Origin of the sequence: Aeromonas sp. 84A (assembly GCF_051919345.1) — a bacterium.
GTDB classification, from domain to species: domain Bacteria; phylum Pseudomonadota; class Gammaproteobacteria; order Enterobacterales; family Aeromonadaceae; genus Aeromonas; species Aeromonas veronii.
The window spans coordinates 4655804-4681085 of sequence record NZ_JBQBEW010000001.1 but is presented as its reverse complement, the minus strand read 5'-3'; the positions used below and the strand labels follow the sequence as shown (position 1 = coordinate 4681085).

Genomic DNA, 25282 nt, shown 5'->3' with positions numbered 1-25282 from the left:
AGCTATGGATAACTGGATCAATCTCTATCGCGCCTCACACACCCTGGAGGCGCACGCGTTGAAAGGGGCGCTGGAGGCGGAAGGGGTGCTGGTGCGCCTCAATGGCGAGGGGCTGTCTGGCGCCCTTGGCGAGCTGCCGGTCGACATGTTGCAGGTGACCCTGATGGTGCGGGCCGAGGATCGCAGCAAGGCAGGACGGGTCATCGAGCGTTACCAGCAGCGTCAGGGTAACGGCTGGCTGTGCGGCCAGTGCGGGGAGGAGAACGGCGCCAACTTTGAAGTGTGCTGGCGCTGCCATCACGATCCCCACGACAGCTGATTTCTCTTCCGCTAGCGCGGCGGGAACTCGATATCTTCCCCTGCGCTGGCATCGTGATAGGTCGCCAGATCCAGCTCGTTTTCGCTGCGGGCGATCAGAACCGACACCAGAATATCCCCCGATACATTGACCGTGGTGCGCGCCATGTCGAGGATCCGGTCAATGCCTGCAATCAGTGCCACCCCTTCCAGCGGCAAGCCCACCGCTGTCAGGGTCAGGGTCAGCAGCATCAACCCGGTGCCCGGGGTGCCTGCGGTGCCGATACTGGCCAGGGTGGCGATGCTGATGATGGTCAGGTAATCGACCATGTGCAGATCCACCCCGAATGCCTGAGCCACGAACAGCGCAGTCACTCCCTGATAGAGGGCGGTGCCATCCATGTTGATGGTGGCGCCGATGGGCAGCACCTTGGCGGTGATGGCGGGGGAGACTCCCAGCCGCTTCTCGGCGCAGGCCAGACTGATGGGCAGGGTGGAGTTGCTGGAACTGCTGGTGAAGGCCACCGCCTGAGCGTCAACGATGCTCTTGAAGTAGTGCAGCGGATTGAGCCGTGCCAGCAGGAGCAGCAGGGTGCTGTAGACCCCGAGCACGTGCAGCAGGCAGCCGAGGTAGACGGCGCCGATCACCTTGAGCAGCGGTAGCAGCAGGTCGAGGCCGTACTTGCCGGTCATCCAGGCCATCAGGGCGCAGACACCGTAAGGGGCGAGCGCCATCACCATCTGGGTCAGCTTGAACATCCCCTCGGCCAGCGAGGTGAAGAAGAGGATGGCGGGGCGGCCACGGCGACCGCTGGCATTGAGGGCGACCGCCAGCGCCACCGCAAAGACGATCACTTGCAGGATCTTGCCATCCACCATCGCCTGTACCGGGTTGCTCGGCACCAGATGGCTCAGCACGCTGGCCAGGGTGGGTGGTTCCGACATACCGATCCGCTCATAGGGGCCCATGTCGGCACCCATGCCGGGCTCTAGCAGCCAGCCCATCATCAGGCCGATGCAGATGGCGATGGCGGTCGAGCAGAAGTAGAGGCAGATCGCCTTGCTGCCGATGCGATCGAGGGCCTTGCCCTTGAGCAGCGAGGTGAGACCGGCGATGACCGAGCAGAAGATAAGAGGCACCATCAGCATCTGGATGGTGTTGACAAACAGGACGCCAAGGGGCTTGAGCAACAGGGCTTGCTCTTCAAAGCCGACGCCCAGACCCACCCCTGTCAGCATGCCGATCAGGGTCTTGAGCCAGAGTGGTCGGCGGGTCCAGATCTGCCAGGGCTTGAGAGCCTCTCCATGGAACAGCATGACGCCAATATCCTTATACATTGTCTGCGATGGCCAAAAAGGGGCGCCAGTGTAGCGATCCCTGACGCGGGTTGCCACATTATCGACAAAGCGGTGGCGGTGACCACTCCCCTGACCAGGAAATGCGCAATTTATTGGCCTATATCAAGATCCCTCCGGGCGGGGAGATATTTAATTGGCATTAAATATGTTCATTATTGAGGTGAGAGATGTCGCAATCGGTTCATGGTCACGAAGTGATGGAGATGATGCTGGCGCAAGGGGGGCAATTTACCCGTGCCAGCCTGAAACAGGCGATGGCCGAGCGGTTCGGTGCCGAGGCCCGTTTTCATACCTGCAGCGCCAGCGAGATGGATGCGGAAGCGCTGATCGACTTTCTGGCCGCCCGCGGCAAATTCATCGACTCGGCCGAGGGTTTTCAGACCCGCGCCGACAAGATCTGCAACCACGGTTAATCCCGCTGCGAGCGCATCATGGCGCTCGCTCAATTCTTCGCCCTTTGCTATATTTCGCCCCCTCTCTTTTCCCTATTCAGGGCGTAGCCCGGGCGTTGTATGGATACTTTCTCTGCCGCAGTCATGCTGTTTCTGATCATGGACCCGCTGGGCAACCTGCCGGTCTTCCTCTCTATCCTGCGTCATATCGACCCCAAGCGACGCCGCAAGGTGATGGTGCGCGAGCTGCTCTTCTCGCTGGCCATCATGATGCTGTTCCTGTTCGTCGGTCAGCAGATCCTCGGTTTCCTCAACCTGCGGCAGGAGGCGGTCAGCATTGCGGGGGGCATTATCCTGTTCCTGATCGCCATCAAGATGATCTTCCCGAGTGAGGGGGGCGTGACCGGGCTGGCGGCGGGCGAGGAGCCCTTCCTGGTGCCGATGGCGATCCCGATGATCGCCGGTCCGTCGATCCTCGCCTCCTTGATGCTGCTGGCCAATCAGGAGCCCAGCCGGATGGTGGACTGGTCGCTGGCGCTCTTTATGGCCTGGGCCGCCAGCGCGGTGATCCTGATGTTCTACGAGGTATTCAACAAGCTGCTGGGTGAGCGGGGACTCACTGCGGTGGAGCGGCTGATGGGGATGCTGCTGGTGATGATCTCGGTTCAGATGCTGCTGGACGGGGTACATCACTATCTGGCGGTGACCGGCCAGGGCTGAGTGGTTTACATATTGAAGTGAATGAAACGGGGCTACGCAGAGCCCCGTTCTTTGTGTCGCCGAGAAGGCGTGCCGTCACCCGTGAGTGGTCGCTGCGGGTTCCAGTTTGCTCATGATGAGGGAGAGCAGCAATTCCCGCAGCCAGCGGTGGCCCGGATCCTCGCTGTGACGCTGATGCCAGATCAGCAGGTGGGAGATGCTGTCCAACCCGATGGGCAGCGGCAGCTGTAACAGCGGATAGACCTGGGTGGCGTGGCGGGCGTAGAGCCGGGATAGCGTCACTATCATGTCGGAGTGCATCCCCATCCGCAGCGCCGCCTCGAAGGAGGGCACGGTTGCCTCGATACGCCGGTAGAGATCCTGCTCCGCCAGCTTGTGATCCAGCATCCAGCGGTCTCGCCCCTCGCAGTAAGTCTGCACATGGGGATAGCTGAGGTAGTGCTCCAGATTCCAGTTGGGCTCTCGCAGCGCGGGGTGGTGCTGCTGCACCAGACAGGTGAGATCATCGACCGCCAGCACTCGCTGACAGATGCTGTCGGGCAGGGTATCGAGCCGATAATCGGAGCTGATGCAGTTTTCCCGCACCGCGAAGGCGATGTCCACCTGACCCTGACTCATCTCGGTCAGACTGTTCTCGGTCCACTCCTCGTAACGCAAGCGGATCCGTGGTGCCTGCCGCTTCAGCTCGCTCAGGTAGAGCGGGGCAAACAGGGTGAAGGCGCTGTCCATGCTGGCGATGACGAACTCCCGCTCCGAGCTGGCGGGGTCGAACTCGGGCGGCTGGATCAGGTTGTCCAGCGACAGCAGGATGGGTTGCAACTGTTGTTGCAGCGCAAGGGCTCGGCCGGTGGGTTCCAGCCCGTAGGCAGAGCGGATGAAGAGGGGATCATTGAAGGTATCGCGCAGACGGCCGAGGGCTTTACTGACCGCGGACTGGCTCAGATGAAGGCGGCGTGCCGCCTTGCTGCCGTTGCGCTCTTCCAGCAATACCTGCAGGATAATCAGCAAATTGAGGTCGATGCGACCCAGTTGTTCCAGCAGCATGATATGAATCCTCTTCAATTCTAAGATGAATTTATACCATTTGTTTTCATATCTTGGCGATCTTATCCTCGAATGGTCTCAGGTTCGCATGAACCACTGGTACAGGATGTAGCGGTTGAGGGGACATGTAGCACAATCAATATGGCGACCTCAGGGTCGCCCTATTTTTTGGCTATGATTTATTTGCTCACTTGCACCTGCCTTGATTTTGCCCAACAATCCCTGCGCTCTATTTTGATACAAGTAACAGATATCTCTTTGTGAGGGAGTATCCCTATGGGACTCGGTGGAATTCATATCTGGCATATGCTGATCCTCTTGCTGGTCGTTGTGCTGGTCTTCGGCAGCAAGCGTCTTGCCAGTGCAGGTGAGGATCTGGGTACCGCCATCAAAGATTTTCGCAAGGCGATGCGTGACGACGCAAATCATCCGAAATAAGCAGTAGGAGTAGAAAATGTCTGTAGACGAGAAAGTTGAACTGAACGAAACCTGTGACAGCTGCGGCTGTTTTGCCGAGATCGGCACCATCATCGGCGAAGGCGACGATGTGATGGATCTGGTGATTGAAGCCGCTGCCGAGGCTGATGCCCGCGCCAAGCTGGCTGCCTATGAAGCACTGGCCAAACAGGTCACTGCCGAAGCTCAAGTGAGCAGCGAACTGACTCAGGGCGCCAATGGCGTGATCCTGAAAGCCCGCCTGCAATTCACCTGCACCGCCGAAAAACTGATTTTCGAAATGCGGGCCCGCTCTATCTGAGTTGTCTGATAACGCGGCAGGTTTGCCTGCCGTGTTGACCCTTCTGCTGTGGGTCGGCGTTCTATAGTTACTCTATCCCACAGACGTTTTTGCCCGGCGCGAGTCGGCCAACAGAAGGCGCAAACATCATGACGCAGCGATGGATCTCTGCCCCCAATCCCACCCTCTATCGTGATCCGTGCTGCCAACAGGCAGCAGGCGTGACCTCAGCACAGGGGCAGCCATCGTGATGCAACGCTGGATCTGGGCGCTGCTGGCCCTCTGCTGTTTTCCCCTGCTCGCGGCTGAACTCAAGCCACAGCGTCTGCCCCAACCCGGGGACCTCGAAAGCATTCTGCAAAAGCGCGAACTCAGGGCTCTGGTGGTCTATGAGCGCGGCTTCTATTTTCTCGATCGCGGCGCCCAGTACGGTATTCTGGTCAATCAGCTGCAAGGGTTCGAACGCTGGCTGAACAAGACCTATCTCGCCAAAGAGAAGGTCAAACTCAAGGTGGTCTACATCCCGGTGCGTCAGGACAAGCTGCTGGACTATCTGACCGAGGGGCGTGGCGATCTGGTGGCGGCGACCATGACGGTGACCCCGACCCGGCGTGAACAGGTGGCCTTCTCCAGGCCGCTCATTTCATCCATAGAGGAGTGGGTGGTGAGCCAGCAGAGCCTGCCCGCCTTCAGCCGTATTACCCAGCTCTCCGGCAGGCGGGTCTGGGTGCGTGCCAGCTCCAGCTACTACGAGAGTTTGCGCCAGCTCAACTGGTTGTTTCGCGAGCTGGGGTTGCCCCCCGTCTATATCGAAACGGTGCCCGAATACCTGCAGGATGGCGATCTGCTGGAGATGGTGGCCGCCGGCATTATTCCCCTGACTGTGACTGACAGCTACAAGGGACGGATCTGGCTGGGTGGCATGATCTCCGGCCTCAAGGCTCACAAGTTGATCCCCCTGCGCAGCAACGGTACCAGTGCCTGGGCGCTGCGCAAGAACAGCCCCGAGCTGCTCAAGGCGGTCAATGGTTATCTGGCGAGTGTCAGCCGCAACAGCCTCTACAGCGACATGACCCTGCGCCGGTTGCTGGTTCGCAGTGATCAGATGAGCAATATCCTGGCGCCGGATCCCATGGGGCGCCTCGCGACCATTCGCAAGGTGCTGGAGAAGTACGCCAATAAATACGATCTCGACTGGCTGATGCTGGCGGCGCTCGGCTACAAGGAGTCCGGCCTCAATCCCAAGGCGCGTTCGCCCAAGGGGGCCGTGGGCCTCATGCAGTTGCTGCCCAGTACGGGGCGGGAAGTCGGCATCAACGGCGCCAGACTCACCACGCTGGAGGGAAATGTGGAGGCCGCCTGCCGCTACATGCGGTTGATCCTCGATACCTACTTCAATGATCCCAAACTGGATCGGCTCAACCGCCACCTGTTTGCCCTCGCTGCCTACAACGCCGGGCCAAACCGGGTGCAGGCGCTGCGAGGCAAGGCGGAGAAACTGGGGCTCGATCCCAACGTCTGGTTCGGCAACGTGGATCAGCTGGTAGCCAACGAAGTCGGACAGGGGCCGATCAACTATGTCGGCACCATCTACAAGTACTACGTAGCCTATCGTTTCAGCCTGCCCCAGATCGAGGGCAAGGCTGCCGCTATCGAAGCGGCTCAGCCCTGAGCTGGTTGACCGGCAGGGTCGCCTGCACGGTCGGCAATTGCCAGCCACCGTCCCTGTGTTGCAAAAACCAGTGAGCAGGGCTGGTGGCCGGGATGAGATCTGGCTGGCTGAGCTGGCCCAGATAGCGCAACATCGGGGTATCATGCAGTTCCATCAGCAACTCCTTTTGAATATGTGAAGAGGCTCGCCAGCGTTATGACACCCGGCCATGACAGCAGGATGACACCATGATCCCCGGATCCTTTGCCCTGATCGACGATCCCCTGCTGGCGCTCAAGGTGCGCTGCCACTGGATCCGTCATGCCCGAGAGCGGATCCAGGCGCAGTACTATAGCTGGGAGGAGGACAGCAGCGGCAAGCTGCTGCTGAGCGAGCTGCTTCACGCCGCCCGGCGCGGCGTCAAGGTGCAGCTGCTGGTGGATGATCTCTATGCCGGTGACAACCGCTTTCTGGAGATGGTGGCTCACTACCCGGGGATCGAGGTGCGGCTGTTCAACCCCTTCTGGCTGCGGGGCTGGCGCCCGCTGGCACTGCTGCTGGAGGGACTGCTCAGCTTTCGCCGCATCAACCACCGGATGCACAACAAGCTGCTGCTGGTGGATGGCAAGCTGGCGCTGATCGGCGGGCGCAACATCGGCGATCGCTACTTCGGTCTGGATCCGCAAGCCCCCTTCGTGGATCTCGATCTCGCCTGTCAGGGGGGACTGTGCCAGCAGATGGCGCAGGGGTTCGAGCAGTTCTGGCACAGCCGCTGGAGTCACCCCATCCGCCATCTGCTGCGCCGCGAGCTGCTACCCGCCGAAATAGAGGTGGTCAACGACTTCCTGTTTACCATGACTGATCCGGCGGTAGCGACGGTCTACGATCTGCCTGCGGCGCTGTTTGACGAGAGCGATTTGCCGCTGCAGTGGCACGAGGGGTGGGCAGAGGTGTGGTTCGACCGTCCCGGCAAGGGGCTTATCTCCCGTCCCACCACTGCCCGTCAGCTCTGGCGCCAGCTGGCTGACAATCCTTGCTCGCTGGGGTTGGTGACCCCTTACCTCATCCTTACTCGCGGATTTCGGCACCGTCTGGCGCGGCTGCGCCAGCAGGGGGTCGCCATCGACATTCTCACCAACTCGTTGGCCAGCACCGATGTGCCGCTGGTCTATGGCGCCTACCAACGTTATCTCGGCTGGTTGCTGCGGCGCGGGATCCGGGTCGCCGAGTTTGACCATGGCCACGGCAGCCTGCACGCCAAACTGATCCTGCTGGGGGAGGAGCGAGCGCTTTTTGGCAGCCTCAACCTCGATCCCCGCTCGCTGTTTCTCAATACCGAGCTGATGCTGCATCTGCACTGCCCGCCGATCTGCGAGGCGCTGCAAACGTGGCTGGCTCGCTGGCAGGAGCAGGCGGGTGGATTGCCGCGCAAACCCGAAGGGTGGTCAAGGCGGCTGATAGCCCGCCTGAGCGACTGGTTGCCACTGCGGCGTTGGCTATGAGGTGGCCATTTTTTGTGCGAGATCTCGCAAAGCCTTGTAAGCCATTGCTGATGCCCTTTGCGGGCGAATAACCACGCATGAATCTATCTTACTGTTTTATAACAATTTATTGGTGATGACAAGGCTGTTTTTTGTACTCTGATGTGAATGAAATGGGCATAAAAACGTTTTTTATTTTGTTTTTATGCGTAATATTTCAGTTGCAAGGACAAACACGGTGGCTTGTCTGCCGTGTGGACGAAGGTTGTAACGGGTAGCTGGCTGGTTGCATTGCTGCAATTGGCGCGCACTTCAGATGGGTCGCGAACTATCGGAAAGTGAAACAGAAGCCCGACGTGGCCGGACTCCAATATGGAACATGCTATTTGCGAGGGGGTGACATGGACATGTCACCCCACTTTTTTGGCTGTTCGCCACCGTTTACCTTTTTCCATGACTGTTGCTCATCACAAGAGCCGCAGAGGGCAAGGCAATAACAAGGCAATAAAAAGAGGGCCGCAATAGCGGCCCTCTGTCTCATCTGCTCGGTGGATTAACCAGCCTTGACGCTGCGGCGACGTTGCAGCCAGACGATCGCCCCGAACAGCAGGAAGCCCGGGATCCACATCCACTCCTTGGTCCAGCGCTCGGTCGGCGCCTTGACGGTGAGGATCTCCTGATCGAACTCCAGTCCCATGGTGGCGGCCGGGCTGCCAAAGGCGACGTTGTCGATCAGCGTCTTGCCATCCTGCTCATAGAGGCTCAGCCCCAGATTGGCCAGCCGCTCTTCGCCATTTGCCCCATCCGGTACGGCGACCAGCAGGGTGAACTTGCGTGGCTTGCCCACTGCATCTTCACCGAGGATCCGCAGCCGCAGGGTGCTCTCCGCCTCCACTTCACCCATGGTTTGGGCCAGCTGGGCAGGTGGGGTCTCGCGATAGGGGTCGTGCACCATGTCCATCCAGAAACCCGGGCGGAACAGGGTGAAGGCGACCAGCAGCAGCAGCACGCTCTCGTACCAGCGGCTCTTCACCAGGAACCAGCCCTGAGTGGCAGCGGCGAAGATCAGCATGGCGATGGTCGCCACGATGAAGATCAGCACCCCGTGGGCGAAGTCCACGTCGATCAGCAGCAAATCGGTGTTGAAGATAAACAGGAACGGCAGCGCCGCGGTACGCAGGCTGTAGTAAAACGCCGTGATCCCGGTCTTGATGGGATCGCCCTTGGAGACAGCCGCTGCCGCGAAGGAAGCCAGTCCCACCGGCGGCGTCACATCCGCCATGATGCCGAAGTAGAAGACGAACAGGTGCACTGCGATAAGCGGCACGATCAGCCCGTTTTGCTGCCCCAGCGTTACCACCACCGGTGCCAGCAGGCTGGAGACGACGATGTAGTTGGCAGTGGTCGGCAGCCCCATGCCGAGGATCAGGCTCAGCAGGGCGGTGAGCAGCAGCATCAGCAGCAGGTTGCCCATGGAGAGGAACTCCACCAGATCCGCCAGCACCAGACCGACCCCGGTCTGGGAGACCGCACCCACGATAATCCCCGCGGTGGCGGTGGCAATGCCGATACCGATCATGTTGCGGGCACCTGCGACCAGCCCTTCCCGCAGATCCACCACGCCGTCAGCGACGGTGCCGTAGTCGTGCTTGCCGTCCTTGCGCAGCCAGTTGAGCAGCGGACGCTGGGTCAGCAGGATGATCACCAGCATCACGGTACCCCAGAAGGCCGACAGCCCCGGCGAGAGGCGTTCCACCATCAGGCACCATACCAGTACTACCACCGGCAGCAGGAAGTGCAGGCCGGAGAGCAGCACGGCGCGGGTGTTGGGCAACTCGGTGAGCGGCTTGTCGGGATCTTCGGCAGGCAGTGGTTCATTGCTGGCGGCGATCTTCAACAGGGCCACATAGGTGGCAGCCAGCAGTACCGAGATCCCCGGCAGGGCGTAGTCACCCAGCGCAGGTTTGAGCCAGCCGAGGCCATAGTAGACCGCCAGTGACAGGCCGCTGATGAGGGCCGCGCCAAAGGCAAAGCCGGTCAGGCGACGCAGCCAGGGTTTGGGTTGATGGTTGCCGATGGGCTGCATGCCCAGTTTCAACGCCTCCAGATGGACGATGTAGAGCAGCGCTATGTAGGAGATGGCGGCAGGCAGGAAGGCGTGCTTGATGATCTCCACATAGGGGATACCCACGTATTCGACCATCAGGAAAGCCGCAGCCCCCATCACCGGCGGCATGATCTGGCCGTTGACCGAGGAGGCCACTTCCACCGCCCCCGCTTTCTCTGAACTGAAGCCCACTTTCTTCATCATCGGGATGGTGAAGGTGCCGGTGGTTACCACGTTGGCAATTGACGAGCCGGAAATCAGACCGGTCAGGCCGGAGGCGACCACTGCCGCCTTGGCCGGGCCGCCACGCAGGTGACCGAGCAGGCTGAAGGCGAGCTGGATAAAGTAGTGACCTGCGCCGGCCCGCTCCAGCAGGGCGCCAAACAGCACGAACAGGAACACGAAGCTGGTGGAGACGCCAAGGGCAATGCCGAACACCCCTTCGGTAGTGATCCACTGGTGGTTGGCCAGCGCGGTAAAGCCTACTCCGCGGTGTGCCAGCAGTCCCGGCATCCAGGGGCCCGCCAGACTGTAGATCAGAAAGACGATGGCGATGACCGCCAGTGCTGGCCCCAGGGCGCGGCGCGCCGCTTCCAGCAGCAGCGGAATGCCGATGCAGGCGGTTACCAGATCGGCGGTGGTGAGGGTGCCGGGACGCAGCGCCAGCGCTTCATACATCACGAACAGGTAAGACGCAGCGCCAGCGGCGATCAGACCGAGGGCGATATCACCGAGGGGGACCCGATCCCGCGGCGAGGTGCGAAACGCCGGGAACACCAGAAAAGCGAGCAACAGGGCAAAGGTGAGGTGAATGGAGCGGGTTTCGGTGTCATTGAGTACGCCAAACCCCACCATGAAGGGGAGTGGCGAGGCGATCCAGAGCTGGAACAGCGACCAGGCCAGCGCCAGCGTGGTGATGATCCAGCCCAGCGGGCCCAGCGGCAGGCGAGCGCCCACATCCTGGGCGATCAGTTCCTCGGTAGAGAGTTGTTTATCTTGCATAGGGTTAACTTGTGCCAACGAGTACAACAAGAGCGACACCCGCCCCCGCAATCAGGCGGCGGACGGGTGTCGAAGAGAGTGACAAAGGCCCCGGGGCCTTCAATCAGAGCCAGCCGCGCTCTTTGTAGTAGCGGGCAGCCCCTTCATGCAGCGGTGCAGAGAGACCCACCTTGATCATGTCGGCCTCTTTCAGGTCGGCAAAGGCAGGGTGCAGGCGCTTGAAGCGATCCAGGTTGTCGAACACCGACTTGACCAGCTGATAGACCACTTCCGGATCGGTTTTGGCGCTGGTGGAGAGCACCGCTTTGCCACCGATGGAGGGGGTCGGTTTATCGCTGCCCTTGTAGATGCCGCCCGGGATCTCGGCCTTGCTGTAGTAGCTCTTCTCGGCCAGCAGCTTGTCGATGTCGGCGCCGGTCACAGGTACCAGTACTGCATCTGTGGTGGTGGAGGCTTCCTGAATGGCGCCGTTCGGGTGACCGACGAAGTAGCTCATGGCGTCGATGTTGTTGTCACCGAGGGCGGAGGCCTGTTCGGCCGGCTTCAGCTCGGAGACCAGACCGAAGTCACCCTTCTTCCAGCCTTTGACCGCCATGATCTCTTCCATGGTGTCACGCTGGCCGGAGCCCGGGTTGCCGATGTTGACGCGCTTGCCTTTCAGGTCGTCGAAGCTGGCGATCTTGGCATCGCGGCGAGCCAGGATGGTGAACACCTCGCTCTGCAGGGAGAAGACGGCGCGCATATCGTCCATGGCCCCTTCGGCCTGGAACGGTGGCAGCCCCTTCATCGCCTTGAACTGGTGGTCGGATTGCATGATACCGAAGTTGAATTCACCGCTGCGGATGCCGTTGACGTTGGCAACACCACCGCCACTGGCCGGGGCGTTGCACTTGATCTGGTGATCGGCGGCGCCGCGATTGAGGAAGCGGCAGATGGACTGGCCAGCGACATAGTAGACGCCGGTCTGACCGCCGGTGCCTATGGTCACGAAGCGCTCCTGTGCTTGTACCGGACCACCGAATGAAACACCGACCAGAGCCGCCGACAGGGCGCATGCCAAAGTTAATCCTTTCATTTTTTCTCCCTTTTCTTTGATTTTGTTTATCCGATCCCCGGATAAATTGATGGCAATCCCGTTCTGCGCCGGGCTTGCCCGCTCTTCTCGTTGCGCGAAAGCTGGGGGAGTTGATCACCCCCTTTCCGGCAGTCACCCTCATCCTGTGGTGAGGCTACCGACCTCCTGTCGGTCGAAGATAAATTGGCCCCTGAGGGGCCAAATAAAAAGTTGCAAGCACTCCGATTAAGCACATTCACCCAACATAAATCAAACGAAATGGCAAAATAGCGGAGTTAAATCTTGAGAAACATGACCTTGATCATTCATTTTCTTGCCGAAGATTAATTTGATATGGAGGGAAATGGAAGAGGGAAAAACTACGAGAGGATTCTTATGCGGCCCTTGAATGACAAGGGCCGGAGTCATGAGAGATCAGTTGGCCGGGGTGGCCAGATCCAGGATAAAGGCGTATTCCAGCGCGATATCCTCGTAGGCTTTGAAGCGGCCCGACTTGCCGCCGTGGCCGGCGTCCATGTCGGTGTTCAGTAACAACTTGTTATCATCCGTCTTCAGTTCGCGCAGCTTGGCGACCCACTTGGCGGGCTCCCAATACTGCACCTGGGAGTCGTGCAGCCCGGTGGTGACCAGCAGGTTGGGGTAGGCTTGTGCCTTGACCTGATCGTAGGGGCTGTAGCTCTTCATGTAGTCGTAGTAGCGCTTCTGGTTCGGGTTGCCCCACTCGTCATACTCCCCGGTGGTGAGGGGAATGGACTCGTCCAGCATGGTGGTGACCACATCGACGAACGGCACCTGCGCCACCACGCCGCGATAGAGTTCGGGTGCCTGATTGATGACGGCTCCCATCAACAGGCCACCGGCACTACCGCCCATGGCGTAGACCTGATCTTTAGCGCCGTAGCCTTGCTCAACCAACGCCTTGGTGACATCGATGAAGTCATTGAAGGTGTTCTGCTTTTTCAGCAGTTTGCCATCTTCGTACCAGTGACGGCCCAGCTCTTCACCACCCCGGATATGAGCGATGGCGTAGACGAAGCCGCGATCGAGCAGGCTCAGGCGCGAGCTGCTGAAATCGGGATCCATGCTGGCGCCGTAGGAGCCGTAGCCATAGACCAGCAGCGGATTCTTGGGCGCATCGGCCAGCTCTTTCTTGAACTTGTCCTTGCGATAGACCAGCGACACCGGCACCGATACGCCGTCGCGGGCGGTCACCCAGAGTCGCTCGCTGGCGTACTGGTCGGCCTTGAAGCCGGCCACCGGCTGCTGCTTGAGCAGGGTGCGCTTGCCGCTCGCCATATCCAGCTCATAGGTGGAGGCGGGGGTGGTCATGGAGGAGTAGCCATAGCGCAGGGCGCTGGTATCGGGCTCCGGGTTGTAGGCGAGCCAGGTGACATAAGCGGGATCGTCGAAGGCGATCTCCTTCTCGTCACCGCTCTGCCAGTTGATCTGGCGCAGTCGGGTCAGCCCCTTGTTGCGCTCTTCCAGTACCAGCCAATCCTTGAACAGGGCGTAGCTCTCCAGCAGCACGTCCGGATTGGGGGCGATTACCGCCTTCCAGCGATCGACCGGGCTCTCTTTGGTCTCGTAGAGGCCGAAGTTCTTGCCATCCTTGTTGGAGCGCACATAGAAGCGGCCACGGTAGTGATCCAGGCTGTATTCGTGATCCACCTGACGGGGCAGGAACAGGCGGGGGGCGTGCTCCGGCTGGTTGGCATCGATCAGCCGCGCTTCGCCGGTGGTGGTGCTGGAGAGCGCGATGACGATGAAATCTTCCGAGGTGGTGGCGTAGAGGCTGATGTAGAAGGAGTCATCCTTCTCCTCGTAGACCAGCTTGTCTGTGGCCGGATCCGTCCCTAGCGTATGGCGATAGACCTGATAGGGCAGCAGGGTCTGCGGGTGCTTGCGCACATAGAAGACGGTCTTGTTGTCGTTGGCCCATACCAGATTGCCGGAGGTATTTTCCAGTTTGTCGGTGGCCCACTGGCCGCTCTCCAGATCGAGGAACTGGACCTGGTACTGACGACGGGAGAGGAAATCTTCCGCCACCGCCAGCCAGCGGTTGTTGCGGCTCACCTCAAGGGCGCCGAGGGCATAGAACTCGTGCCCTTCTGCCCGCTGGTTGCTGTCGAGCAACAGACTCGCCTGCTCTTCACCGAGCTTGGTGCGCGAGTAGATCCCGTACTCCTTGCCCGGCTCATAGCGGGTCTGGTAGCGGTAGCCATTCTTCACATAGGGTACCGACTCATCCTGCTGGGGGATGCGGGCGACCATCTCTTTGTAAAGCTGTTCGCGCAGGGGTTGGGTCGGCTTGAGCATGGCCTCGGTATAGGCGTTCTCGGCCTTGAGATAGTCCAACACCTCGGGCTTCTGCCGCTCGTCGTCACGCAGCCAGTAGTAGTTGTCGATGCGGGTATCCCCGTGTTTTTTCAGAGTGCGGGGATGTTTGGTGGCCACGGGCGGCTGGATTGGATGTTCGCTTGTCAGCATGGCGGGCTCTTCATTGGCATAAGTGGGGGGGAGAACTGTCAGAAAGGCTAGCAGCAGAACTCCTCGGGAAAAGGTAAACATGTCGCATCCTTGGCGCTGGAAAGGGTTGGTAGACCTGAGCATCGGCTCCATGAATTGGCGTTAAATCTGCCCCTTGTTGCCGGTGGTTGCAAGCAATCCCTTGTTATTGCAGGAAATGTAATCAAAAAAAGCCGCTATCTCGCGATAGCGGCCCTCTTTCTGGCCATGAGCGGCAAGAGTCCGCTCAGGTGTGCCTCACATGATATGGGAGTGCCCTCTCATGGCCAGTTTTCGTCAGCCGGGGTAGCTCGACCAGCGGTTGGTCGCGCCCTCGTTGCTGATACTCAGTACCTCATAGGGATGGCCCGGAATATCCATGCCCGGTGCACTCTGGGGCATGCCCGGAATGGTCAGGCCACGGATCGCCGGTTTTTCCCTGAGCAGCTTTTGTACATCGGCGGCCGGTACATGCCCCTCGATCACATAGCCATTTACGATACCGGTATGGCAAGAGGCCAGTTCCGGCGCGATACCGTATTGCTGCTTCACTGCGCCGAGCTGTTCGGTTTCGATAACGTCCAGTTCGAAGCCATTCTGCTCCATGTGCTCGTTCCAGCTTTGGCAGCAACCACAATATTTGGATTTGTAGACGGTCATCTTCTCGGCCGCGAGAGCCGAAAAGCTGACGGTACCGGCCAGCATGGCCAGTAACAGGGGTTTGTACATCACTCACCTCAGATTGAAAGAAAAGATGCCCGATACGGGATGCGTTTCAGATCCGGGTGCGTGGGGGACGTTCGAGCCGCTCGCACGGGGCGTCCGGCATAAAGAGAGAGGGGGAGGCGAAGTCGGGGGTATCCGGTTCCAGTACGGCGACCGTCAGGCTGTCGCTGCCTACCAGCGTCATCGAGAGGGCGGTGGTAAAGCTGCCGCAGGGCATCGCCTTTTCCAGGGTGCGCTCGCTCTGGCTGCAGTGGGTAGTCAGGGTACAGAGGTCGGTTGCGGCCCGGCTGCCAAACGACATCAACACCAGCACCAGACTCCACAAGGGGAGCCAGCGACGGGCGTGAGCGAGTTGGCGACGGGTGAGAACCATGGAATGACTCGGAAAAAATAAGGGGCACATGGTAACCCTGTGCCCCGGGGGAGGGTCAAGCCCTCCCCATGGTGTCAGTCAGCCAGGATTAAGGTTGCTGACGGGTCGCCGCCAGCACGATCTCGCGCACGCAGACGTTGGCAGGCTGGTTCCAGGCGTAGAGCACGGCATCGGCGATCACTTCCGGCGCAATGACGCCTCCCATCTGATCTTTCCAGTCGTGGTAACCGGCCTTGATGCTCTCGTCAGTGGTGTGGCTGAGCAGCTCGGTCTCGACCGCACCCGGGGCAATGGTCACCATCCGCACGCCGACATCGGCTACCTCTTCGCGGATGTTCTCGGTCAGGGCGTGCACGGCGAACTTGGTGGCGCAGTAGGCAGCATGGTTCGGGAAGGTCTTGCGACCGGCGATGGAGCTGATGTTGATGATGGTGCCGCTGCGGCGCTCCTTCATGCCTGCCAGCACTGCGTGGACGCCGTTCAGCACCCCCATCACGTTGATGTTGAGCATCTGCTGCCACTCGGTGGGATCCTGCACATCGGCCTGACCCAGCAGCATGACACCGGCGTTGTTGACCATGCAGCCGACCGGGCCAAAATTGGCTTCTGCCTGCTGGACGGCGGCCTTCATGGCAGCGGTGTCGGTCACATCGACCCCGATGCAGAGGGTATAGGGCAGGTTCAGTGCCTGCATCGGCTCGACCCGGCGGGCCAGCAGCAGCAGCGGATGACCGGCGGCAGAGAAGGCACGGGCGATGGCGGCACCGATCCCGGCGGAGGCACCGGTGATCACGACGAGAGATTTGGACATGGGTCTTTCCTTCTGATTCAAGAGTCGGTTTGAGCAAACAGGTGGCTGGCCAGCACGGAACCCAATCACTATAGTCACTGCATCTATAAGTGATAAATATTGTTTTCCGCTGGTTATCATCTGAAAAAACTATGGTTGGTTTATGCTGGACTTGAGATTGCTGCGTTTCTTCATCGCCATCTATGAAGAGAAGAACATCACGGCGGCGGCCGAGCGCTGCCACGTCAGCCAGCCCTCCCTCTCGGCGGGACTGCGCCAGCTGGAAGAGGCGCTCGGTGACAGCCTGTTTGTCCGGGGCAAGAAGGGGGTGGTGGCGAAAGATCCGGCCCACTATCTCTATCCCCACGCGGTCAAGCTGGTGGAGGAGGCGCGCCGTCTGCCGGAGCTGTTTCGCCAGAAAGCGACGCGTGCGAGGCTCAATATCGCCATCATGCCGGACTTGAGTCGCCGCCGGGTGGCCGGGCTGCTGCAGCAAGTACAGCGCGTGTTGCCGCAGCTGGATCTCACCCTCTCCGACTACACCACACCTGCCGACTGCCGCTTGACGCTGGATGCCTTGCGCCGGGAGGACGAGATCTTCCTGCCGCTGTGGGAGGAGGATTACGTGCTCTGCGTGCCGGTCGACCATCCCCTGGCCAGCCGCGAGAAAATCGAGCTGGCCGAGCTGCAACATTATGATTTTATTGAGTGCCCGCCCTGCGAAGCCCATCAGCAGACTATCGGCCTGCTGGCCTGTGACCGCCTTACCCTCAATCTGGTGGCCAAGGCCGAGAGCAAGGGGCTGGTGATGGCGCTGGTGCTGGCGGGGGTCGGCATCAGTTTTCTGCCGGACGGGCTGGTCGAGGATGAGGCGGGGCTCTGTACCCTGCCGGTGAGCGGGCCGCGGATGTTTCGCCGGATCGGGCTCTGCTATCCCGCCCACCAGACCCTCAATCCGGCGCTGCGGGAGCTGATCCCCGAGTTGGCAGGCTATGGCGCTTCCTGATAAGGTCGCTCTCCTGTGCACCTTTACGATGCAGCTCCCCAGACTCCCCTTTTCTGTTTACCTCGCCTTGCACCGCAAGGCTTTGTTCGGGTGATGTGGTCATGAAACGCATTCTGGTTATTTTTTCCCATCCCGCTTTGCAGAGCTCGCGGGCCAACAAGCAGCTGTTGCAGGCGATTGAGGGGCTGGAGGGGGTCAAGGTTCACGACCTCTATCAGCACTATCCCGACATGTTTATCGATGTGAAGCGGGAGCAGGCGCTGCTGTCGGAGCACGACATCATCGTCTTCCAGCACCCGTTTTACTGGTACTCCTGCCCGGCCATCATGAAAGAGTGGATGGATCTGGTGCTGGAGTATGGCTATGCCTACGGCCCCGAAGCCCACGCCCTCAAGGGCAAGCAGTGGCTGAGCGCCATCACCACCGGCGGGGCGCCGGAGTCCTACTGCAGCGAGGGGTACAACAGCCGACCGCTGCTCGATTTTCTGCTGCCATTTCAGCAGGCGGCCACCTTGTGCGGCATGAACTGGCTGCCCCCTTTCGTGCTGCACTCCTTTCACAAGATCAAGGATCCCGCCGCCCTGCGCCGCTGCGGACAGGACTACCGCCAGCTGCTTTGCGCCTTGCGTGACGATCAGCTGACCCCGGAGCAGCTGGCCGGGCGTCCTTATCTGCGCGACTTGCTGGAGGTGCTCTGATGACACATGGGCAGCTTGTTGGCCGAGTTTATGAGCCGGACCAGATGTTCACACGGAGGGCTGACTGATGGGCAACGGGATCCTGTTTGATGCCTTTATCTACCTCTCCGCCGCCGTCATCGCGGTGCCGCTGGCCAAGCGCTGGGGGCTGGGCTCGGTGCTCGGCTACCTGCTGGCGGGGATCATCATAGGCCCCTTTCTGCTGGGGCTGGTGGGGGAACAGAAGGATGTGATGCACTTCGCCGAGTTTGGCGTGGTGCTGATGCTGTTTCTGGTCGGGCTGGAGTTGCGTCCGGCCCTCTTGTGGCAGCTGAAGGGGGCGATCCTCGGCACCGGTGGCCTGCAGGTGCTGCTCACTACGGCGGCACTGACCGGCGTGGCGCACCTGATCGGTCTGCCGCTGCAACAGGGGCTGGCCATCGGCCTCATTTTGGCGCTCTCCTCCACCGCCATAGTTTTGCAGAGCCTGCAGGAGCGCAAGCTGATGCAGAGCGAGAGCGGTCGATCCGCCTTTGCGGTGCTGCTGTTTCAGGATATTGCGGTCATTCCGATCCTGGCGCTGCTGCCGCTGCTGGCCATGGCACCGGTCGCCAGCAGTGGTGGCTCCGAGCTGGCGGGTTGGCAGCATGGTCTGCTGGTGGTCGCGGCCATCTCCGGCATAGTGCTGGGTGGCCACTACCTGATGCGGCCGGTGTTTCGTGCCATCGCCCAGTCCCATATGCGGGAGATCTTCGTCGCCGCCGCCCTGCTGCTGGTGATCGCTATCGCTGTGCTGATGGAGTCGGTGGGGCTCTCCCCCGCTCTTGGCTCCTTCCTCGCCGGGGTGGTGCTGGCCGACAGCGAATACCGTCACGAACTGGAGGCGGACATTGAGCCGTTCAAGGGTTTGCTGCTCGGCCTCTTCTTCATGTCGGTGGGGGCGGGGATCGACTTCGGGCTGTTTGCCGAGCACCCCTTCCTTATCCCGACGCTAGTGGTCGGCCTGATGTTGCTCAAATGGCTGGTGCTGATGGCGCTCGGCTTCATCATCCGCATCTCGCCGAGTCAGCGTTGGACCTTCGGGCTGGCACTGGCGCAAGGGGGGGAGTTTGCCTTCGTGCTCTTCTCGTTTGCCGCCCAGAATCGGGTGCTGCCCGGTGAGACCATCTCGCTGCTGACGCTGGTGGTTGCGCTCTCCATGGCGCTGACCCCGCTGCTGCTGATCCTCAACGATCGGGTGATCCAGCCCTGGTTCGATTACCGTAACCAGAGCGACGCGCCGCAGCATGAGCAACCTGAGCTGGTGGAGCATCCGGTGATCATCGCGGGCTTCGGCCGCTTCGGCCAGATCGTGGGGCGCCTGCTACATGGTCACGGTATCGGCACCACCATCCTCGAGCAGGATGCCAGCCAGATAGAGACCCTGCGCAAGTATGGCTATCAGGTATTTTATGGCGATGCCAGCCGGATCGATCTGCTCCATGCAGCCGGGGCGCACAAGGCGAAGCTGCTGGTGCTCTCCATCAACGATCCCGCCACTTCGCTGGCGGTGATCGAGATGGTGCAGAAGCACTTCCCGCACCTGAAGATCCTGGCGCGAGCACTGGATCGACCCCATGCCCACGAGATCCTGCGCCACGGGGTCGAGAGCGTGCACCGGGAAACTCTGGGCTCGGCGGTCGATCTGGGGGTGGAAGCCCTGACCCAGCTCGGTTTTCGGGCCAACCAGGCCTGGCGTGCGGGCCAGACCTTCAAGCAGCACGATAACTGGCTGTTGCGCGAGCAGGTCAACTATCTGGACGACGAACACACTTATATCAACAAGAGCCTGCAATACCGGGAGATCCTCTCCGATCTGTTGCAAGACGACGAGGAGGGGCAGGAGCGTATCCATGCCCACAACTGGAACAGCGGGCTACCCGACGACGACAAGGAAGCAAAATGATTGCCTATTACCCCATGTTCAAACACCTGCATATGACGCTGGCGCTGGTCAGCCTGCTGCTCTTTATCTATCGCTGGCGTCTGGCGTTGGCTGGCAGCGATCGATTGCAGCAGAAGTGGCTGAAGATCCTGCCCCATATCAACGACACCTTCCTGCTGCTGTTTGGTGTGCTGCTGGCGGTGACCTTGCAGTTGAGCCCGGGCCAGCAGCCCTGGCTGATGGCCAAGCTGATTGCACTGGTGCTCTATATCGGTCTGGGTGTCATGGCGCTCAAGCGCCCGGCCCGCGGTCAGAAGCTGGTGGCCGGTGTGGCGGCGCTGGCGGTGTTTGGTTATATGGTCGGTGCGGCCATCACCAAGTCAGCCTGGTCTTGGCTGATGTGAGCAAAAGGGGAGGCTTATGCTCTCCCCTGAAGTTATATTCTGCCATGTATTTTGTTGGTGGTGTTTTATGCTGACAAAAAATCACAATATAGAACTTTCATTTGAGGGGTTTTGGGCTGATTTTAGCCTCTAGCGGCTCCTTTTTTGAGTGCATTGTCTTTGTAAATCAATTGGTTAGTGTGTTTTGTATGAAAATGGCGACAGTTGTCGCAGCAAAACTTGCGACATAGACTGTCGCAAGTCACGACTAGCATACAGTCAACGCTAAACCAGTGAAGGCAAGCACCATGAGCAAGAAGCTGTTACGACAACTGACCTTGGCGCGTTGCATCCCGCACCGCCCTTACAAGCTGACCGCCAGCCAACTCCAGGTAAAACTGGAAGAGGAAGGTATCCACGTCAGTCTGCGTACCGTGCAACGGGACCTGGAGGAGATGTCCGGCATGGGACTGTTCGACCTCACCTCGGACGAGCGCAGCAAACCCCATGGCTGGTGCTTCGAGCGCCACGGCCTCAACGACTTTGCCAATATCATGCCGCTCTCGCTGGCGGTGGCCCTGAAAACCTGGAGTGATCAGGCGAGCCAACTGTTGCCGGCGAGTGTACTGACCGAATTGAATCCGCTGGTCGACAAGGCGAGCCAGGTGATCCGCGACAGCCAGAGCGAACTGGCCGAACGCTGGCTGGAGAGTGTCCACCAGTCACCGCGTCCGTTTGCCGGCAACCCGGAGATCCGCCGCAGCACCCTGATCCGCGATGCGCTCTGGCGTGGTCGCAAGTTCAGTGCCGAGATCCAGCGCGTGATCAAAGAGCGCACCGTGTGGCTCTGCTACGACCGTATCAACCCGCTCGGCATTCTCAATCAGCCGGATGGTCCGATCCTGCTCTGCACCCTGTCCGAGCTGGATCCCAAGGTCTACGGCATTCCGTTCGACCATATCAAGAACGTGGAGCTGACCAACTTCAGCGCCACCCAGCCGAAGGATTTCAATATCCAGAAGCTGATCCGCGATCAGGGCTATCAGGATGTGAGCGGCCCGATCCGCTTTGTCGGCCGGATCGATGCCAACAGCCAGTCGCTGGTGGATAACCAGATCCCCGGCAACAATCCGCGCATGACCCGCTATGACAAGCGCAGCGTGGTGGTGGAGACCGAAGTGCAGGACACTCCGGAGTTTCGCAGCTGGTTGAACAACATCGGCGGTGAACTGGAGGTGCTGGCGCCGGAATCGTTGCGCAAGGCCTATCTCAATCCGGCCAACCGCTTGAGCTGATTAAAAAATTGGAATGTTGAAGAGTCGAGCCTGGTCTCGGCTCTTTTTTTTGCGGTTTTTTTAAGCATATTTATTCAACTAATTTTTAAGTCTTAACGTCAGGATTGAACCGTTTTCCTGCCCCGTTTTTGGGGGCGAAACCCGTGTAAGAGATCTGCCATAGCGACTGTAAGAGGCTGGCGCTTTGAGCCGTACGCGAAGCCATGCCAGAATGATCGAGCTTTCCCGTGAAACTAAATAAATAACTGATATTAAAGGGTTAGTTTTTAAGTTCGTTTTTTGAGATGGGAGCTGCATCGGATCTTTATCATCGGATGGCCCTTGTTCGGGGTGCGCATTTCCTTAGTATGGGTCTCACCAGGACGGAGCTGGTCCGGCAGGATGCAGGGCAGCGCATAAAGATGGAATAGTCCGCTGGATGTGGACAAGGGACACCTCAGGATGAGCTCGATAATCAGGATGATTATCGTCACGGATGAATAAAGGAACACCGCGGGATGCGGCAGGACACTCTCGGGATGGGAGCAGAATGAACGGAACCTCGTTCTTCAGGATGAATAGGACCTCGCCGGATGCGAGAGGAATACTTCAGGATGAAGTGAGATAACCCGGATGGTTATCTGTCAGGAAGACGCAAGGAACCCCACAGGACGTGGTAATGGACACCTCCAGGATGGAGACAGGGAAGCAGTTCAGGATGAATTGCCAGGCCAGGAACGCCGCAGGACACGCCAACGGATTGGAAAGGGGATATTCCAAAGGATTAGGATAACGTCAGGGATTGCAGGGAGCATTGCAGTTCTACGGACAGGACGACACGACTCTAGGGGACGGCTACCGCCGTCCCCTTTTCTTTTATGGTTTGTCCGAGAGATTGCCGCGCTGGGCGGCGTTGACGATCTCTTGCAGGCGCTGACGAATGTCGACCATGCCAAACACACCAAAGATCAGCACAGTGACAAATTCGGCTTTGGTGACCGCGAAGTAGCGTTTGCAAGCCGCCTTGATCATGCTGGCCTGCAGCCAGTGCAGCAGGGCGACGATCACGCCGCAGACCGGCAGAAAGCCGTTGAGTTTGCCGGGCAGCGGGGCAATCAGGCTCACCAGTACGCCAAACCAGAAGAACAATATCAGCCCCATCGCCAACAGATTAAAGACCCGCTTCATTGTTTACCTCCCGTAGATAGAGTTGATAACAGACCTGACCTGCCTGCTTGTCCTTGAGTAGTTGCCAACTGGCGGGCAGCGCCAGATCGGCCATCTCTTTTTCCCGCTCCAGATAGATGAGGGCGTCCGGTGCCAGCCAGCCGCGCTGCTCCAGCAGTTCGCACACCTGCGGCAGCAGCTCGCGGCGAAACGGCGGGTCGAGGAACACCAGATCAAACGGCGTGACCGGGCCTTGCAGCCAGCTCACTGCATCTGACTGGATCACCTGACCCTGACTGCTGCCGAGGGCGGTCAGGTTCTTCTTGATCTGGTCGGCGGCCCCTTTGTCCATCTCGATCAGGGTCACCTGCTCGGCATAGCGCGACAGCGCCTCCAGCCCGAGTCCGCCGCTACCGGCAAACAGATCCAGGCAGCGGGTGCCACGAATGTGGGGGGCCAGCCAGTTGAAGATGGTCTCCTTGACGCGATCCGTGGTGGGTCTGAGCCCCTCCACATCCTTGACCGGCAATTTACGGCCTCGCCACTGGCCGCTGATGATTCTTACAAAGCCCGATTTTCCTTGCGGGGCGGGACTCTTGCTCGGGTTGCTACGGCTGGATTTCACTCTGGGCATCGCGTTTCATCGTCAGAAAATAAAGTGGTAGTATAAGGCGGTTCATTTTTATGCCGACCCGCCAAGGGACGGCTATCTTAGCAGTCAGCCTTTGATGTGAGTATTTTTAGATGGCAAAAGGTTTGTTTTCCTGGCTGGGTTTCGGCCGCAAGAAAGAAGAGGCTGAGGCTGTCCAACCACAGACACCCCAAGCCACCCCCATCACTGTAGAGCCCGAGGTCACTGCTACCCCCGCTCCTGTTTCCGATACAACAGCTTCCGATAGTACGCCGGCTGTGGCCCCCGAAGTGCCTGCCAGCGCACAGAATCCCGTTTTACAAGATGATTGCTGCCCGCCGACCGAGCTGGACGACCGCTGCCCGCTGGTGGTGGAGGAGTGCGCTTCCGATCTGGAGCCGGTGATTGTCAATGAAGCACTGATCGCCGAAGAGGATCGTGCCGCTGAAGCCGCTCGCACTGCCGCAGAGGCGCAAGCCGCTGAGGTCAAGGCAGTCGAAGAGGCTCGTATTGCTGCCGAAGCTCGCGCCGCGGAAGAATCTCGCATTGCCGCCGAAGCCCGCGCTGCAGAAGATGCTCGTATCGCCGCCGAGGCTCGCGCCGCAGAAGAGGCCCGCATCGCCGCCGAAGCTCGTGCTGCGGAAGAGGCTCGTATTGCTGCCGAAGTCCGCGCCGCGGAAGAGGCCCGTATTGCTGCCGAAGCCCGTGCTGCGGAAGAGGCACGTATCGCTGCCGAAGCCCGCGCTGCAGAAGATGCTCGTATTGCCGCCGAAGCCCGTGCCGCGGAAGAGGCTCGCATTGCTGCAGAAGTTCGCGCCGCGGAAGAGGCTCGTATCGCCGCCGAAGCTCGCGCTGCGGAAGAGGCTCGCATTGCCGCCGAAGCTCAGGCTGCGGAAGAAGCCCGTATCGCCAAAGAGGCCCAGCGCGCGGAAGATATGCGCCTAGTCGCCGCGATGGAGGCTGAGGCCGCCGCCCTGGCCGCTCTGCCGCTGGCCGCCAAGGTGGACGACGACACCCAGGACAAACCGCAGCGGGAGGGCTTCTTTGCTCGCCTCAAGCGCAGTCTGGTGCGCACCAAGGAGAATATCGGTTCCGGTTTCTTCGGCCTGTTCCGTGGCAAGAAGATCGACGATGAGCTGTTTGAAGAGCTGGAAACCCAGCTGTTGACCGCCGATCTCGGTGTGGATACCACCACTCGTATCATCGAGGGGCTGGTGCAGCACGCGGATCGCAAGCAGCTCAAGGATGCCGAGGCGCTCTACGGCCTGCTCAAGCAGGACATGGGCGAGATGCTGGCCAAGGTGGAGCAGCCGCTGGTGATCGACACCAGCAAGAAGCCTTATGTGATCCTGATGGTCGGCGTAAACGGCGTCGGCAAGACCACCACCATCGGCAAGCTGGCCAAGCAGTTCCAGGCTGAAGGCAAGAGCGTGATGCTGGCGGCGGGTGACACCTTCCGTGCCGCAGCGGTCGAACAGCTGCAGGTTTGGGGTCAGCGCAACAATATTCCGGTGATTGCCCAGCATACCGGTGCCGACTCCGCCTCCGTCATTTATGACGCCATCGAGGCCGCCCGCTCCCGCGGGGCTGATGTGCTGATCGCCGACACCGCCGGTCGCCTGCAGAACAAGAGCAACCTGATGGAAGAGCTCAAGAAGGTGGTGCGGGTGATGAAGAAGCTGGATGAAGAGGCCCCCCACGAGATCATGCTGACGCTGGATGCCGGCACCGGCCAAAACGCCCTGAGTCAGGCCAAGCTGTTCAGCGAGGCAGTGGGCCTGACCGGTATCACCCTCACCAAGCTGGATGGCACTGCCAAGGGCGGCGTCATCTTTGCGGTGGCCGACAAGTTCCAGATCCCGATCCGCTATATCGGGGTGGGCGAGGGGATCGACGATCTGCGTCCCTTCGTGGCCAACGACTTCATCGAGGCGCTCTTCAGCCGCGATGAATAAGTCCGGC

General features: G+C 60.0%; 24 protein-coding genes. 13 read left to right on the top strand and 11 right to left on the bottom strand.

The window, feature by feature from the left end; genetic code table 11:
- Nucleotides 1-4: 4 nt before the first annotated feature.
- A complete protein-coding gene (locus tag ACTG20_RS21275; protein ID WP_058054231.1) occupies nucleotides 5-319 on the top strand; it encodes a putative signal transducing protein in 315 nt (104 codons plus the stop codon).
- Nucleotides 320-330: 11 nt separating this feature from the next.
- Here ACTG20_RS21275 and ACTG20_RS21270 read toward each other — a convergent pair whose 3' ends face one another.
- Nucleotides 331-1614: a dicarboxylate/amino acid:cation symporter gene (locus ACTG20_RS21270; protein WP_040069539.1), complete on the bottom strand. Its 1284-nt coding sequence runs from the start codon at nucleotides 1612-1614 to the stop codon at nucleotides 331-333.
- 209 nt (nucleotides 1615-1823) lie between these two features.
- Here ACTG20_RS21270 and ACTG20_RS21265 point away from each other — a divergent pair, with 209 nt between their 5' ends.
- Together ACTG20_RS21265 and ACTG20_RS21260 are read left to right on the top strand one after the other, a co-directional pair.
- Nucleotides 1824-2069, top strand: coding sequence for a YecH family metal-binding protein (locus ACTG20_RS21265; RefSeq protein WP_005357633.1), 246 nt, complete (start codon nucleotides 1824-1826; stop codon nucleotides 2067-2069).
- Between the two features lie 99 nt (nucleotides 2070-2168).
- Nucleotides 2169-2768, top strand: coding sequence for a YhgN family NAAT transporter (locus ACTG20_RS21260; RefSeq protein ID WP_040069536.1), 600 nt, complete (start codon nucleotides 2169-2171; stop codon nucleotides 2766-2768).
- Nucleotides 2769-2843: 75 nt separating this feature from the next.
- Here the strand turns inward: ACTG20_RS21260 and ACTG20_RS21255 are convergent, their stop codons facing one another.
- The gene (locus ACTG20_RS21255; RefSeq protein WP_005357635.1) at nucleotides 2844-3812 is read right to left on the bottom strand and encodes a LysR family transcriptional regulator; all 969 of its coding nucleotides are present in this window, start codon (nucleotides 3810-3812) and stop codon (nucleotides 2844-2846) included.
- Nucleotides 3813-4088: 276 nt separating this feature from the next.
- On the opposite strand from ACTG20_RS21255, the gene tatA reads away from it, so the two are divergent.
- From tatA to ACTG20_RS21240, 3 genes are all read left to right on the top strand, one after another.
- A complete protein-coding gene (tatA, locus tag ACTG20_RS21250; RefSeq protein WP_005339944.1) occupies nucleotides 4089-4250 on the top strand; it encodes a twin-arginine translocase TatA/TatE family subunit in 162 nt (53 codons plus the stop codon).
- A 16-nt stretch (nucleotides 4251-4266) separates the two neighbouring features.
- Complete coding sequence (locus tag ACTG20_RS21245) at nucleotides 4267-4569, top strand: YfcZ/YiiS family protein (RefSeq protein WP_005339945.1); 303 nt, start codon at nucleotides 4267-4269, stop codon at nucleotides 4567-4569.
- A gap of 229 nt (nucleotides 4570-4798) precedes the next feature.
- Nucleotides 4799-6220 carry a lytic transglycosylase F gene (locus tag ACTG20_RS21240; protein WP_194494930.1) on the top strand — a complete coding sequence of 474 codons (1422 nt, stop codon included), beginning with the start codon at nucleotides 4799-4801 and terminating at the stop codon, nucleotides 6218-6220.
- Here the strand turns inward: ACTG20_RS21240 and ACTG20_RS21235 are convergent.
- On the bottom strand, nucleotides 6198-6374 hold the full coding sequence (locus ACTG20_RS21235) for a hypothetical protein (RefSeq protein WP_194494929.1): 177 nt from the start codon (nucleotides 6372-6374) through the stop codon (nucleotides 6198-6200). The genes ACTG20_RS21240 and ACTG20_RS21235 overlap by 23 nt on opposite strands.
- A gap of 73 nt (nucleotides 6375-6447) precedes the next feature.
- On the opposite strand from ACTG20_RS21235, the gene ACTG20_RS21230 reads away from it, so the two are divergent.
- A complete protein-coding gene (locus tag ACTG20_RS21230; RefSeq protein WP_194494928.1) occupies nucleotides 6448-7701 on the top strand; it encodes a phospholipase D-like domain-containing protein in 1254 nt (417 codons plus the stop codon).
- 532 nt (nucleotides 7702-8233) lie between these two features.
- Here ACTG20_RS21230 and ACTG20_RS21225 read toward each other — a convergent pair.
- The 6 genes from ACTG20_RS21225 to ACTG20_RS21200 form a co-directional block, all read right to left on the bottom strand.
- A complete protein-coding gene (locus ACTG20_RS21225; protein WP_194494927.1) occupies nucleotides 8234-10789 on the bottom strand; it encodes a TRAP transporter permease in 2556 nt (851 codons plus the stop codon).
- A gap of 103 nt (nucleotides 10790-10892) precedes the next feature.
- Complete coding sequence (locus ACTG20_RS21220) at nucleotides 10893-11864, bottom strand: TAXI family TRAP transporter solute-binding subunit (protein ID WP_005339950.1); 972 nt, start codon at nucleotides 11862-11864, stop codon at nucleotides 10893-10895.
- Nucleotides 11865-12278: 414 nt separating this feature from the next.
- Nucleotides 12279-14432, bottom strand: a complete 2154-nt coding sequence (locus ACTG20_RS21215) for a S9 family peptidase (protein WP_439987395.1) — start codon at nucleotides 14430-14432, stop codon at nucleotides 12279-12281.
- A gap of 234 nt (nucleotides 14433-14666) precedes the next feature.
- Entirely contained in the window at nucleotides 14667-15098 is a 432-nt protein-coding gene (locus tag ACTG20_RS21210) for a DUF411 domain-containing protein (protein ID WP_005348551.1), read from the bottom strand.
- A 46-nt stretch (nucleotides 15099-15144) separates the two neighbouring features.
- Complete coding sequence (locus ACTG20_RS21205; RefSeq protein ID WP_005339955.1) at nucleotides 15145-15468, bottom strand: hypothetical protein; 324 nt, start codon at nucleotides 15466-15468, stop codon at nucleotides 15145-15147.
- An 88-nt stretch (nucleotides 15469-15556) separates the two neighbouring features.
- Nucleotides 15557-16279 (bottom strand): SDR family oxidoreductase, encoded by a 723-nt coding sequence (locus ACTG20_RS21200; RefSeq protein WP_439987394.1) that lies wholly within the window; start codon nucleotides 16277-16279, stop codon nucleotides 15557-15559.
- Nucleotides 16280-16421: 142 nt separating this feature from the next.
- Between ACTG20_RS21200 and ACTG20_RS21195 the strand changes: the two genes are divergently transcribed.
- From ACTG20_RS21195 to ACTG20_RS21175, 5 genes are all read left to right on the top strand, one after another.
- Nucleotides 16422-17264: a LysR family transcriptional regulator gene (locus ACTG20_RS21195; RefSeq protein WP_439987393.1), complete on the top strand. Its 843-nt coding sequence runs from the start codon at nucleotides 16422-16424 to the stop codon at nucleotides 17262-17264.
- 101 nt (nucleotides 17265-17365) lie between these two features.
- Nucleotides 17366-17962: a glutathione-regulated potassium-efflux system oxidoreductase KefF gene (gene kefF / locus ACTG20_RS21190; protein ID WP_042081420.1), complete on the top strand. Its 597-nt coding sequence runs from the start codon at nucleotides 17366-17368 to the stop codon at nucleotides 17960-17962.
- A 67-nt stretch (nucleotides 17963-18029) separates the two neighbouring features.
- Entirely contained in the window at nucleotides 18030-19886 is a 1857-nt protein-coding gene (locus ACTG20_RS21185; protein ID WP_194494921.1) for a monovalent cation:proton antiporter-2 (CPA2) family protein, read from the top strand.
- On the top strand, nucleotides 19883-20269 hold the full coding sequence (locus tag ACTG20_RS21180) for a SirB2 family protein (protein ID WP_194494920.1): 387 nt from the start codon (nucleotides 19883-19885) through the stop codon (nucleotides 20267-20269). Before ACTG20_RS21185 ends, ACTG20_RS21180 begins: the two co-directional genes overlap by 4 nt.
- A 287-nt stretch (nucleotides 20270-20556) precedes the next feature.
- Complete coding sequence (locus ACTG20_RS21175; protein WP_005339987.1) at nucleotides 20557-21543, top strand: helix-turn-helix transcriptional regulator; 987 nt, start codon at nucleotides 20557-20559, stop codon at nucleotides 21541-21543.
- Between the two features lie 855 nt (nucleotides 21544-22398).
- Here ACTG20_RS21175 and ACTG20_RS21170 read toward each other — a convergent pair.
- Together ACTG20_RS21170 and rsmD are read right to left on the bottom strand one after the other, a co-directional pair.
- The gene (locus ACTG20_RS21170) at nucleotides 22399-22710 is read right to left on the bottom strand and encodes a DUF1145 domain-containing protein (protein WP_005342853.1); all 312 of its coding nucleotides are present in this window, start codon (nucleotides 22708-22710) and stop codon (nucleotides 22399-22401) included.
- On the bottom strand, nucleotides 22694-23323 hold the full coding sequence (gene rsmD / locus ACTG20_RS21165) for a 16S rRNA (guanine(966)-N(2))-methyltransferase RsmD (protein WP_194494919.1): 630 nt from the start codon (nucleotides 23321-23323) through the stop codon (nucleotides 22694-22696). Before rsmD ends, ACTG20_RS21170 begins: the two co-directional genes overlap by 17 nt.
- Before the next feature lie 110 nt (nucleotides 23324-23433).
- Between rsmD and ftsY the strand changes: the two genes are divergently transcribed.
- Nucleotides 23434-25275, top strand: coding sequence for a signal recognition particle-docking protein FtsY (ftsY, locus tag ACTG20_RS21160; protein ID WP_194494918.1), 1842 nt, complete (start codon nucleotides 23434-23436; stop codon nucleotides 25273-25275).
- The last annotated feature ends 7 nt before the right edge of the window (nucleotides 25276-25282 follow it).